The organism is Actinomycetota bacterium (assembly GCA_019347675.1).
Classification (GTDB): domain Bacteria; phylum Actinomycetota; class Nitriliruptoria; order Nitriliruptorales; family JAHWKO01; genus JAHWKW01.
In genome coordinates, this window is the sequence record JAHWKW010000008.1 from 113,590 (window position 1) to 125,979 (window position 12,390).

Annotated in this window: 13 protein-coding genes; 8 read left to right on the forward strand and 5 right to left on the reverse strand. The window is 71.2% G+C overall.

The features are described from left to right. Positions 1-145: 145 nt before the first annotated feature. From KY462_07110 to KY462_07140, 7 genes are all read left to right on the forward strand, one after another. Complete coding sequence (locus KY462_07110) at positions 146-1,342, forward strand: ATP-binding protein (GenBank protein MBW3577495.1); 1,197 nt, start codon at positions 146-148, stop codon at positions 1,340-1,342. Positions 1,343-1,515: 173 nt separating this feature from the next. Then, positions 1,516-3,018, forward strand: coding sequence for a cystathionine beta-synthase (locus KY462_07115; protein ID MBW3577496.1), 1,503 nt, complete (start codon positions 1,516-1,518; stop codon positions 3,016-3,018). Between the two features lie 87 nt (positions 3,019-3,105). Beyond that, positions 3,106-3,576, forward strand: a complete 471-nt coding sequence (locus KY462_07120) for a hemerythrin domain-containing protein (GenBank protein ID MBW3577497.1) — start codon at positions 3,106-3,108, stop codon at positions 3,574-3,576. 8 nt (positions 3,577-3,584) lie between these two features. After that, positions 3,585-4,709, forward strand: a complete 1,125-nt coding sequence (locus KY462_07125) for a cystathionine gamma-synthase (GenBank protein MBW3577498.1) — start codon at positions 3,585-3,587, stop codon at positions 4,707-4,709. Between the two features lie 93 nt (positions 4,710-4,802). Next, on the forward strand, positions 4,803-7,118 hold the full coding sequence (locus tag KY462_07130) for a PBP1A family penicillin-binding protein (protein ID MBW3577499.1): 2,316 nt from the start codon (positions 4,803-4,805) through the stop codon (positions 7,116-7,118). Between the two features lie 174 nt (positions 7,119-7,292). Then, complete coding sequence (locus KY462_07135) at positions 7,293-7,547, forward strand: WhiB family transcriptional regulator (GenBank protein MBW3577500.1); 255 nt, start codon at positions 7,293-7,295, stop codon at positions 7,545-7,547. A 58-nt stretch (positions 7,548-7,605) separates the two neighbouring features. Next, positions 7,606-7,881, forward strand: coding sequence for a hypothetical protein (locus KY462_07140; GenBank protein MBW3577501.1), 276 nt, complete (start codon positions 7,606-7,608; stop codon positions 7,879-7,881). On the opposite strand, the gene KY462_07145 is transcribed toward KY462_07140, so the two are convergent. The 3 genes from KY462_07145 to KY462_07155 form a co-directional block, all read right to left on the reverse strand. Beyond that, positions 7,878-9,341 carry a PAS domain-containing sensor histidine kinase gene (locus tag KY462_07145; protein MBW3577502.1) on the reverse strand — a complete coding sequence of 488 codons (1,464 nt, stop codon included), beginning with the start codon at positions 9,339-9,341 and terminating at the stop codon, positions 7,878-7,880. The two genes, KY462_07140 and KY462_07145, sit on opposite strands and share 4 nt — an antisense overlap. After that, the gene (locus tag KY462_07150; protein MBW3577503.1) at positions 9,342-9,575 is read right to left on the reverse strand and encodes a hypothetical protein; all 234 of its coding nucleotides are present in this window, start codon (positions 9,573-9,575) and stop codon (positions 9,342-9,344) included. 133 nt (positions 9,576-9,708) lie between these two features. Then, the gene (locus KY462_07155; GenBank protein MBW3577504.1) at positions 9,709-10,155 is read right to left on the reverse strand and encodes a hypothetical protein; all 447 of its coding nucleotides are present in this window, start codon (positions 10,153-10,155) and stop codon (positions 9,709-9,711) included. A gap of 71 nt (positions 10,156-10,226) precedes the next feature. Here KY462_07155 and KY462_07160 point away from each other — a divergent pair, with 71 nt between their 5' ends. Further along, on the forward strand, positions 10,227-10,826 hold the full coding sequence (locus KY462_07160) for a DUF5317 domain-containing protein (protein MBW3577505.1): 600 nt from the start codon (positions 10,227-10,229) through the stop codon (positions 10,824-10,826). A 16-nt stretch (positions 10,827-10,842) separates the two neighbouring features. Here KY462_07160 and KY462_07165 read toward each other — a convergent pair whose 3' ends face one another. Continuing rightward, positions 10,843-11,364, reverse strand: coding sequence for a transcriptional regulator (locus KY462_07165; protein ID MBW3577506.1), 522 nt, complete (start codon positions 11,362-11,364; stop codon positions 10,843-10,845). 66 nt (positions 11,365-11,430) lie between these two features. Next, entirely contained in the window at positions 11,431-12,378 is a 948-nt protein-coding gene (locus KY462_07170; GenBank protein MBW3577507.1) for a GDP-mannose 4,6-dehydratase, read from the reverse strand. Between the last annotated feature and the right edge of the window lie 12 nt (positions 12,379-12,390).

The following is a 12,390-nucleotide window of genomic DNA, read 5'->3' on the forward strand; positions in this document are numbered from 1 at the left end:
GGTTGGCATCCAGGGTTGGCATCCAGGGTTGGCATCCAGGGTTGGCATCCAGGGTTGGCATCCAGGGTTGGCATCCAGGGTTGGCATCCAGGGTTGGCATCCAGGGTTGGCATCCAGGGTTGGCATCAGGCAGAACGGAGGCTGCGTGGCCCTCAGCCGCGACGACAACCCGTACATGCCGGGCTTCGGGATCGTGCCGCCGGCTCTGGCGGGACGCGAACCGGAGTTCGCCGACCTCGAGGCGGCCCTGCGCCGGGTGCGCCGCGGCATCTACGAGCAGCCACGGCTGTTGTCGGGCGACCGTGGCATGGGCAAGACGGCCGTGCTGGCGGAGCTGGTCGTCGAGGCGCGTGCGAACGGTGTCTGGGCGGTTGACGTCGAAGCGACCCGGACGGGTGACGCGCTGGTCCCGCTCCTGCGCGACCTGCGCCGCGTCCTCGTGGACCACGACCGCGACCGCCGCATCGGCGAGTACGTCGACCGGGCGCTGGCGGTGTTGGCGGCCTTCGGCATCAAACACGGCACCTTCGAGCTCGCCGTGGAGGTCGAACCGGCGGCCGGACGCGGCGGTTCGGGCGACCTCGCAACCGACCTGGGTGACGTCCTCGAGGCGGTGGGCGAGACGGCAGCCCAGGCGCAGACGGCCGTGCTGCTCACCGTCGACGAGATCCACGCCATGCCGGCCGGGCAGATGGGTCCGCTGTTCGCGGCGCTGCAGCGCAGCGCCCGCCACGAGCGCGAACCCGGTTCCCACCTTCCCGTGCTGACGGTGGTGGCGGGCCTGCCGCACTCGTTGGGGGTGCTGCGGGCCGCATCGTCGACGTACGCCGAACGGCTCCGCCGGCACGACCTGGACCTCTTGGGCGACGGTCCGGTCGTCGAGGCGCTGACGGTGCCCGCTGAGGAACGCGGCGTGCGGTTCACGCCCGAGGCGCTGGGCACGCTCGTGGCTGCGATCGGTGGCTACCCCTACTTCGTGCAGCTGATGGGCTACGAGGCCTGGAACGCCGCCGCTGACCGGGGGGCACGCAGCGTCATCCGTGACGACGCCGCGGCAGCCGGTGTGGCTGCGGGGCGGCGTGCGGCCGCGGGCATCTACTCGTCACGGCTGGCTGAGGTGCCAGACGCCGAGCGCCGATACCTGGACGCGGTCGCCGACCTCGAACCAGCGGCCCGCCGGTCGACGCAGGTCGCCGAGCGGCTGGGTGGCACCGCGGAGCAGTGGGGTTGGGCGCGCCGGCGCCTGATCGAGCGTGGCCTGCTCCGACCCGACGGGTACGGCCGGGTCGCCTTCGCGCTGCCCGGACTGGAGGGTTTCCTCCGCGACCGGCCGAGGGACTGAAGGGGGCCGGCGACCACGGCCAGGGCCGTCAGGGTCGCCGTCTTGGCGTCACGTCGGTCGGCTCGGCGCGGGCCGTGGCGAGGCCGACCGCGTGCGGCGCCCCGCTCGCTAGCCTCGATCGCCACGGCCTCGATCGCCACGGACGGGACGGCGCCAGGTCAGGAGCCAGCACCATGGAAGACACGCCCCTCGAACGGCCGGCGGACGTGGTCGATCCCACCGACCGGTCCCTGTACGTCGACACGGCCGGGGCCGGGTACGACCCGCTGTCCGGCCCACGCAGGCACAGGGACAGCTTGGGCCGCGAGGTCGCCCCCGACCTGGTCGCCCTCATCGGCGACACGCCTCTGGTCGCCCTAGACCGGCTTGCGCGTGACGTGGCACCCACCGTCCTGGCCAAGCTGGAGTTCCTCAACCCCGGCGGGTCGGTGAAGGACCGCATCGGCATCGCGATGATCGAGGCGGCCGAGGCCGGCGGTCTGCTCAAGCCCGGAGGGACGATCGTGGAGCCGACGTCGGGGAACACCGGTGTGGGGCTGGCGATCGCCGCAGCGCACCGGGGGTACCGCTGCATCTTCGTGATGCCCGACAAGATGTCGCAGGAGAAGATCAGCCTGCTCCGTGCCTACGGTGCCGAGGTCGTGGTCTGCCCGACCGCGGTCGAGCCCGACGACCCACGGTCCTACTACTCCGTGTCCGACCGCATCGCCCGGGAGACCCCGGGCGCGTTCAAGACCAACCAGTACTTCAACCAGGCCAACCCGGTCGCGCACGAGCTGTCGACCGGTCCGGAGCTGTGGCGCCAGACCAACGGCCTGATCAACGTGTTCGTCGCCGGGATCGGGACGGGTGGGACGATCACCGGCGTGGGGCGCTACCTCAAGCAGCGCAAACCCGACGTGCACGTGGTCGGTGCCGACCCGGAAGGGTCGGTCTACACCGGCGAGGCGCACCCGTACCTGGTCGAGGGCATCGGCGAGGACTTCTGGCCCGAGACGTTCGACGCGGGTGTGGTCGACCGGTACGTGCGGGTCTCCGACCGCGATTCGTTCCTCATGGCGCGCCGCTGCACCCGCGAGGAGGGCGTCCTGGTCGGTGGGTCGGGGGGGACCGCGCTGGTCGCGGCGCTGGACGTCGCGCACGAACGCGAACCCGACGACACGGTGGTGGTGCTCCTGCCCGACTCGGGTCGCAACTACCTCTCCAAGCTGTACGACGACCACTGGATGGCCGAGCACGGCTTCCTGGACCGCGAGGGCGGCCGGGTCTCGGTCGGGGAGGTGGTGCGGTCCAAGCCCGATGACCTCCCGACGCTGATCCACTGCCACCCCTACGAGACGGTGGCGCAGGCCATCGCGCTGTTGAAGGAGTTCGGCGTGAGCCAGATACCGGTGTTCCGCGAAGGAGAGCACGAACCGACGGTCGCCGGCGTCATCGGCTCGATCCGCGAGAACGCCGTCCTCGACGCGGTCCTGCAGGACGCGCGTGTGATGCAGAAACCGGTGATCGAGGTGTTGCAACCCCCCCTACCGGTGGTCGAGGTCGACGCCCCGCTGGATGACGTGTTCAGCGATCTGGCGGCCGGCAGCCCTGCCGTGGTCGTGATCGATGACGAGCGGCCGATCGGGGTGCTCACCCGTGCGGATCTGCTGTCGTTCCTGGCCACCCAGCGCTGAACGGACAACCGCGGCGTGCGGATCCGGGGCGTAGGGTCGCGGCGGCGGAGGTGGTAGGAGCTAGCGGAGGTGGTAGGAGCTACGAGCATGGACGCACTCGACTTCATCCAGCAGGACCACGATCGTTTCCGGGCGCTGCTGGACCGCTACGAGGAGATCGACCCCGATGACCACGCCACCAAGCGAGAGGTGATCGACGAGCTGATCGCCGCGGTGGTGCGGCACTCAGCCATGGAGGAGGAGGCCTTCTACCCCGTGGTGATGCGCGACGTCCCACATGTCGAGGAGGACATCCGCGAGGAGATCGAGGAGCACCACGTCATCGAGGTCGTGATGGCGGAGCTCGACGGCCTCGACGCGACGCACGAGCAGTTCGACGCCAAGGTCGAGGTCCTCGCCGAGAACCTCCTGCACCACCTGTACGAGGAGGAAGACGAGCTGTTCCCGCGGGTCCGCTCCGCGTTCGACGACGACGCCCTCGCGCGGCTCCTCGACGGCTTGCGGACGGCCAAGGAACGAGCGCCTTCGCGGCCCGATCCTGACCGGGTCGGCGGCTGAGAGCGCGGATGCACTTCGAGACCTGCGCCATCCACGTCGGCCAGCAACCCGAGCCGACCACCGGGGCGGTGATCGTCCCGATCTTCCAGACGTCCACGTTCGCGCAGGACGCCGTGGGAGAGCACCGCGGGTACGACTACGCCCGCACGGGCAACCCCACGCGGACGGCCCTGCAGGACTGCCTGGCCAGCCTGGAAGGCACCGAACGCTGTGTGGCGTTCGCCTCGGGGATGGCAGCGACCGACGCGGTGCTGCGGCGACTAGATCCCGGCGACCACCTGATCCTCACCGACGACGTGTACGGCGGGACCTGGCGGCTGGTCGCACAGGTCCTGGCGCGAACCGGTGTCGCCTACACCGCCGTCGATATCACCGACCTCGATGCGGTGGCCGCCGCGTTCACCGACCGCACGCGCCTGGTGTGGGCCGAGACCCCCTCCAACCCCCTGCTGAACGTCTGCGACGTCGCCGCGCTGGCCGACCTCGCCCACCGCCACGGCGCGCAGCTCATCGTCGACAACACGTTCGCGACGCCCTTCCTGCAGCGCCCCGCGGAGCTCGGGGCGGACGTGGTGGTGCACTCGACGACCAAGTACATCGGAGGACACTCCGACGTGGTGGGCGGGGCCGTGTGCACCGATGCCCACACCGCCGGCGAGATCGCCTTCCTGCAGAACGCGGCCGGGGCCGTGCCCGGTCCGTTCGACTGCTTCCTCGCCCTACGAGGGGTGAAGACGCTCGCGCTGCGCATGGAACGCCACTGCGCCAACGCCCGGGTGATCGCCGACGTCCTCGCCGCTCACCCCAACGTGCGGCACACCTACTACCCGGGCCTCCCGAGCCACCCGGGTCACGAGGTTGCGGCCCGCCAGATGCGCGACTTCGGTGGGATGATCTCGTTCCAGGTCCACGGCGGCGCGGACGAGGCCAGGCGGATCGCCCGCTCGACCCGGCTGTTCTTCCTCGCGGAGTCCCTCGGAGGCGTCGAGAGCCTGATCGAACATCCCGGCGTGATGACGCACGCGTCGGTTGCCGGCTCGCCGCTGGAGGTCCCCGACGACCTGCTGCGACTATCGGTGGGGATCGAACACGTCGACGACCTGTGCGCCGACCTCGAGGAGGCGCTGGGCTGAAGGCCAGCACCCGATCCTGACCGGTTGCTGACCGCAGGACGCGGTCGGGAGCTGGGTTACCGTTCGCAGCGACCCGTCGACGGAAGGCCGAACGTGCGCAGCTGGCGCCACCGCGTGCGCCACTGCGCGGCGGTGGTCATCGCCGCGATGATCGCCTCGGCCTGCGGCGAGGTCGTCACGCTCGACCCCCCCCGGATCGGCGAGGCGCCCCGCCGCCCGCCCGAGCAGTCCTACGTGTACGACGCCGCCGGCAACCAGCTGGCGGTCCTGCGGTCCGAGTTCCGCGAGCGTGTCGCGCTCGACCGCATCCCCGCCGTCCTCCGCGATGCGGTCGTCGTGGCCGAGGACAAGCGGTTCTGGGTCCATGCCGGCATCGACGCGCGCGCCATCGCCCGCGCCGCGCTGCGCAACGTCGGCGAAGGTCAGGTCGAGCAGGGCGGGTCGACGATCACCCAGCAGCTGGTCAAGAACCTGTATCTGCCCGACGCGCCGCGCAACGTCCGGACCAAGGCGCGCGAGGCGTTGCTGGCGCGCGACCTGGAGCGGCAGTGGTCCAAGGATCGGATCCTCGAGGAGTACCTCAACACCGTCTACTTCGGCAACGGAGCGTTCGGGGTTCAGGCGGCCGCCTCCACCTACTGGCGGAAAGACGTCTCGGAGGTGACCCTGCCGGAAGCGGCGCTGCTGGCCGCGGTGATCCGCGCGCCCGAGACGTTGGACCCCTCCGAGGCCCCAGAGGCAGCCACGGCCCGCCGTGACCAGGTTCTGCGCGCGATGCGCGAGGAGTCTCTGGTCGGGGTCGAGGACGTCGAGGCGGCCCTGTCCACGCCGGTGCAGGTGCAGCCGCGGCCAGCGTCGCCAGCCACCGTCCAGCCGTACTGGGTCGACTTCGTCGTCCGCACGTTGCGACGCGAACCCACCTTCGGGTCCAGCGAGGCAGACCGGGCAGCGCTGCTGTCCGGCGGGGGCCTGCGCATCCACACGACGTTGGATCCGGTGATGCAGGCCAAGGCGGAGGCATCGACCCGCCGCTTCTTCGCCGACGCGGGCGATCCCGAGGTGGCCCTGGTCGCGATCGAGCCGGATACCGGAGCGATCCGTGCCTCCGTCGGAGGCCGTGACTACCACTCGAGCCAGTTCGACCTCGCGACGTTGGGCCGACGCCAGCCCGGCTCGACGTTCAAGGTGTTCGTGTTGGTCGCTGCGCTCACCGCCGGCTACCGGCCGACGACCGTCGTCAACGGCGACCAGGGCGTGTTCCGGATCAACGAGGGTCCCAGCGACCAGGACCGGTGGCGGGTCCGCAACTACGACCGGGCCAACTACGGTCCCATCACCCTCGACCAGGCCACCCGCTCGTCGGTGAACGGCGCCTACGCGCGGATCGCGCTGGACATCGGCATCGGCCGTGTCGTGGCAGCGGCGCGGGCGCTGGGCGTCGCGTCGCCCCTGGGGAGCAACCCGGCCATCGCCCTGGGCGGCACCGAAGTCGGTGTGTCGCCGCTGGAGATGGCGGCCTCGTACGCCACGCTCGCCAACCTCGGCATGCGCGCCCCGGCCTCCCCGATCGACCGGGTCGAGGACGCCCGCGGAAACGTGATCTGGCGCCCCGACCGCACGCCACGCCGCGTGATCGATCCCGGGGTCGCCTGGCTGGCCACGCAGATGCTGCGGGCCGTGGTCGAGGACGGCACCGGCGTGCGGGCCCGCCTCCCCGGCTGGGAGGTCGCCGGCAAGACCGGGACGACCAGCCGGTACACCGACGCGTGGTTCGTGGGGTACACCGCCGAGCTGGCCACCGCCGTGTGGATGGGTTACCCCAACGAGCCGAGTCGCCGGCCGTTGCGCCACATCGACGGCGAAGCAGTGGTCACCGGTGGAAGCTGGCCGGCCCGGATCTGGCGCGCGTTCATGGAGCAGGCACTGGCCGGGATGACCCCGACCGGCTTCGTTCTGCCCGAGGAGTACCAGGTCGCGGTCGAGATTGACCCTGAGACGGGCCTGCGCGCAGCACCGTGGTGTCCCGGAGAGATCCGCACGATGCCGCGGATCCTGGTTCCCACCGGCACCTGCCCGTCACCGCCTCCGCCGCCGCCGCCGCCACCGGCCCCGACGCGACCCGAGCCGGGCGGTCCCCCCGATGGCGGAGAGACCGCTGGCTCCGGCACGCCAGAGGGGACGCAGAGCCCGCCGGAGGGTTCGACCGCTCCTCCCGTGGGCGAGTCGGCCCCGCCACCGACCGGCGGCACGACCGATACGACCCGGACGCCGACCGGAGGGTCGGCCGAGAGCCCGTCGGCAGGTTCCCAACCCGACCCGGCGGAGAGCAGCGCGGCGCCGGGGACGGAGACGACCGCTCCCGACTCGGCGACCGCGTCACCGAGCCCGGCGCCGACCGGTTCAGCGTGACGAGCGATCCCACGCGAGCGCTTGTCGAGGGAACGCGCACGGGATCACGACGGGGGTGTCGCAGGCCCTTGTCGCTGGCGCGACACGTGACTAGAGTCCCGGGCCGAGCTTCGAGAAACCTTTCACAAGCGCGGGCCGTCCCCCGCAAGCCGCACCCTCACGCGGAGGTCGACGATGGATTGGCGCACCCAAGCAGCGTGCATGGACCAGGATCCCGAGCTGTTCTTTCCAGTCGGGACGACGGGACCCGCGGTCGACCAGGCGGCGACAGCCAAACAGGTGTGCGCCCGGTGCGACGTCCGCGAGCCGTGTCTCGAGTTCGCCCTCAGCACCAACCAGGACGCGGGCGTCTGGGGTGGGTTGACCGAGGAGGAGCGGCGCACGCTCAAGCGCCAGCGCCAGCGTCAGCGTCGCCGCATCGCCAGCTGACAGCTGACGTGCGACCGCCGCTGCGTTCAGCCACCCGGCCGGCGTGACGGTGGCAGCCTTGCGTTCACGGACACGTCTGACCGCCCCGCCGCGGCAGCAGCCACAACCGGTCGGAGACGGTCGCGGCGATGAGCTGTACGGTCCCACGTTCGCCGTTCCGCGCGAGCCGACGGTCCCCAGCCGCTGGCGGGGGACGGTGCTGATCGTCGCGGCGATCGCGATAGCCGGCTTGGTCGCCTTCGCGGTCGTGCGCGCCTCGGCGGCCGGTCAAACCTCGGATCCCTCGTTGGAACGCGGCGACCCGGCCGCCTCCGCGGCGCCGGACGGGTTCTAGACGACAGCGGCCCCGGCACCGGGCAGGGGCAGCTGAGCGATGCAGGTCGTGCCGCCCTCAGGGCTCGTGCGGCGGACGTCCAGGCGCCCGCCCAGCTCTGTCACCAGCAGCGTGTTCGCGATCTGCAGGCCCAGGTTGGCGTCGCTCTCCAGCCGCCAGCCCTCGTCGACGCCGACCCCGTTGTCGCACACCGTGAGCCGCAGGCTCGCCTGCCCCCGGTGCAGCACGACCTCGACGTCTCCCCCGCCGCTGCCGTCCGAGAAGCCGTGCTCCAGGCTGTTCTGCACCAGCTCCGACAGGATCAGCGCCAGCGGTGTCGCCACCTCTGCGGGAAGTTCCCCGGCCGAGCCGATCAGAGACATCTTGACGCGACGGTCGGGGTCGGCCAGCCCCGACGCCAGCATGTCCATCAGCGGCTGGGCTACCTTGTCGAACGAGACCCGCTGGCGGCTCTCCTGGGACAGCGTCTCGTGGACCAGCGCGATCGACGAGATGCGACGCACGGACTCCCCCAACGCTTCCCGGCCCTCTTCGCTGGCGAGTCGGCGCGACTGCAGCCGGAGCAAGGACGCCACCGTCTGGAGGTTGTTCTTCACGCGGTGGTGGATCTCGCGGATCGTCGCGTCCTTGTACAGCAGCAGGCGCTCGTGCCGGCGCAGTTCGGTGACCTCCCGCATGATCATCAGCCCACCGAGCACGTCGGTCCCACGCACCAGTGGGATCAGACGGCGCAGTACGACGGCCCCGCGGGCCTCCACCTCGCTCTCCAGCGGCTCGCCGTCGGCGAGCGCCTCGCTGACCGCCTCGTCGTCGAGGTCGAACTCAGCGAGGTGGCGCCCCACGATGTTGTCCACCACGCCCAGGCGGCGGTACGCGCTGATCGCGTTGGGGCTGGCGTAGACGACCATGCCGGTCGGGTTCACGCGCATGAGGCCGTCGCCGACTCTGGGTGCCAGCTCCCGCTCGTGATCCTCACTCGGGAACGGGAAGTGGCCCTCAGCGAGCATCTGGGCCAGCTCGCCGGCCGTCTGCAGGTACGTCAGCTCCAGCTGGGACGGCGAGCGCACCATGGACAGGTTCGCCTCGCGGGTGACGACGGCGAGGACCCCACCGTCGAGGCACACGGGGATGGCCTCCTCGCGGACGGGAACGCCGGTGGACCAGTCGGGGTCGCCGTCGCGGACGATGCGCCCGTCCTTGAAACAGCGCAGGACGGTGGGGCGCTGCTCGGGCAGGAAGATCCGACCCACGAGGTCCTCGTGGTACAAGGTCTGTGCGGTGTAGGGCCGCATCTGGGAGACGACGATCAGCTGCTCGTCGGGCGTCCGGCAGAACAACAGCAGGTCCGCGAACGACAGATCGGCGAGGATCTGCCAGTCCGAGACCAGTGCCTGCAGGTGATCGAGCGCGTCGTCGGACAGCCCCGCGCGGACCTTGACCAGCTCGGCGAGTGACGACATCTAGCTGTTCAGCAGCTTCTGAAGGCGCTCGAGCGGGACGACTTCGCGGATCCGGTCGAAGGCGCGCTGTTCGATCTCCTTGGCCTCCTGCACGGTGAGGCCCAGGCCCCGGGCGGTGTCGGCGAGGTTGCGAGGGTGGCCGTCCACGAGCCCCATGCGGAGCTCGACGACGCGGCGCTCCACCTCGGGAAGGCGGCGCATGACCTGCTCCAGTGGACGTGCGAGTTCGCGCACGCGGTCGTCACCGGCGGGACGGCGTGGGTCGCGAGGGCGTCTTCCGGATCCAGGGGAGGACATGATCGCCCGAGCCTACAGCACGTCGCGCGCCACCCCGTCGGGATGGTGATCGCGCCGCCGGGCCAAAGGATCAGTCAGACGAGCGGGGCGCGCGCCACAGGCCGTAGCCGCTCATGCCCACCAACCCGCCGGTGGCGGCCAACTGCGCGTACCACCACCCGGCCAGCTCGTGGTGCCCGGTCGCCGGGCATGCCAGGGTCGCGCCGAGCAGCAGGAGCGCGGCGCCGAAGGATGCAGCGAACCCGATCCGTCGACGGCTGCCGAGCCCAGCGGCGGCGGCGAAGAGCCCACCGAACAGGACGGTCGCGATCAGCGCGTCGACCGCGCTGGGGATCGCGGCCGGATCGTCGGCTCCCGGCTCGAGCGCGACGGCCACGCTCAACAGCACCGCCCAGGTCACCGCCGCGGCGACGCACCAGGCCCGGGGGATGCGATCCTGGAGGCGGTCACGCACACGGCGCCGTGGGATGACGCGGCGAGCCTCACGGGTGTCGAGGGGACGTGCGGCGACGGTCATCGGTTCCTCCTCCACGAAGGTGTCCTGGAGTCGACTGTATCGTTCGCGCGCGAGCGGAGGAAGGTGCCCGGGTGCCATTCACCGTGGTGGTCCTCGTCGTCGCGATCGCGACCGCTGTCGCCCGGGGTGGGCGACTGGACCGGATCGCCGAAGCCGACCTCCGCTGGAACTGGCTGCTGTTCCCGGGGCTGGGGCTGCAGGTCGCCGTCGACGTGTTCGCTGCGTCGGGAACACACGGTTGGGCGTCGACCGCAACGGTGCTGGCCAGTCAAGCGCTGGTCCTGGGATGGATCACCGCGAACCGGTACCGCCGGGGGATGCCTCTGATCTTCCTCGGGTTGTTCGCCAACGCGGTCGTAATCGCCGCGAACGGCGCGATGCCGGTCGATCCGGACGCGATGGCAGCGGCGGGACTCGGCGGGGCGCGCATCGTGGCCGGCAAGCACCAGCTGCTGACCGACACGACGCGGTTGCGCTGGCTCGCGGACGTCGTCCCGGTGGCACCGCTGCGCACGGTGATCTCGGTGGGCGACATCCTGCTGGCGGCCGGACTGCTCCCGCTGGTCCACCACCTGATGACCTACCGCTCACCGGTCGAGCGACGTGGGGGGCCGCGGCCGTCGGCGCTGGACGATGGCGGTGCCGCCGGCCCGGCGGTGAGGCACCCGTGACCGCCGGTTGTCCCGGTCAGCGGTCCAGGAGGATCCCCTCCTGGCGGAGCACGTCGACGAGCGTGTCGGGGCGGGTGCCCATGATCACCGCGAGCGCCCGTAGGTCGTCCGCGCGCACCGACAGGACCTGGCGGTTGAAGTCGCCCCGTTCCACCTGGATCGATTCGCAGTACCTGCGCACGCCCGACCAGCGGTCGGACGTGTCGAGCTTTGACAGGTCGATCACCATCGCCTGCGCGTGCTCGACGGGGCGGGGCGCATCCTCCTGAGGCAGCACCTCGGTGGGAGAGACCCCGTAGAACTCGGCGAGCTCGCACAGTCGGGCCGCGCTGATGTTGCGATCGCCGCGCTCGTAGGACCCGACCACAGCGGCCTTCCACTTCCCTCCCGAGCGCCGCTCGACGTCCTGGAGGGACAGCCCCTGCTGCATCCGGATGCGGCGAAGCCGGGTCCCGACCTCCTCGGCGTACGACGCCACCGCTCGCTCCTCACCGTCGGACCGCGTTGGCGTCACACAGCGTAACCCTCCGGGTGGCATGCAGTGGGTCGCGCGGACAGCCGATGACGGCCCCCGGGCCGGCCACGACGCTGGCGCCAAGGGCGGTCAGGCCGGGGTTGCGTCCGCCGCCCCCTGCAAGGTCGCCGCCAGCCCCTCCTCCAGCGTGGTCCACGGCTTCCATCCCAGCCCTTGGGCGGCCTTGCGGCAGTCCAGCGCGTTGTGTCGCAGCTCACCGGGGCGTTCCGGGGCGTGGACGGGATCGTGGGGGTAGTCGGTCGCGGCGGCCAGCGCCCGGAACAGCTGGTTGACGCTGGTGCGCTCCCCGGTCCCGATGTTGAACCGCGCGTCGTCGCCCCGCTCCATCGCCAGGACGAAGGCGTGAACCACATCGTCGACGTAGACGAAATCGCGGGTCTGCTCGCCGTCGCCGTAGATCACCGCCGGCTGACTCGCGAGCATCTGATCGGTGAACATCGCCACGACCCCCGCTTCCCCGTAGGGGTCCTGCCGGGGGCCGTAGACGTTGGACAGCGCCAGCGACGTCCAGGCGAGGCCGTACAGCTCGCGGTAGGTGCGCAGGTAGTCCTCGGCGGAGCGCTTGCTGGCCCCGTACGGGGAGTGCGCGTACCCGAGGTGGTCCTCAGGGATGGGCAGCTCCTCCTCCGGCGGTTCGCCGTAGACGCACCCGCCCGACGTGGCGAACACCACCTTGCGGGTCCCGTAGCGACGGGCGGCCTCGAGCACCTCGATCGTTCCCAGGATGTTGACCCGCGCGTCGTGCTGGGGGTCGGCGACGCTGGCACGGACGTTCATCTGGGCCGCCAGGTGCATGATCACGTCGGGGCGGTGCTTGTCGACGACCGCCTCCAACGCGCCGGACGTGATGTCCAGCCGCTGGAACTCGAAACGGCCCCCGCCGTGAGCACGGGCGGCGGCCAGGTTCGCCAGTCGACCGGTTGACAGGTCGTCCACGACGACCACGTCGCGGCCCTCGGCCAGGAGTCGGTCGACCAGATTCGAGCCGATGAAGCCGGCCCCGCCGGTCACCAGGATCGTGTCGCGCGT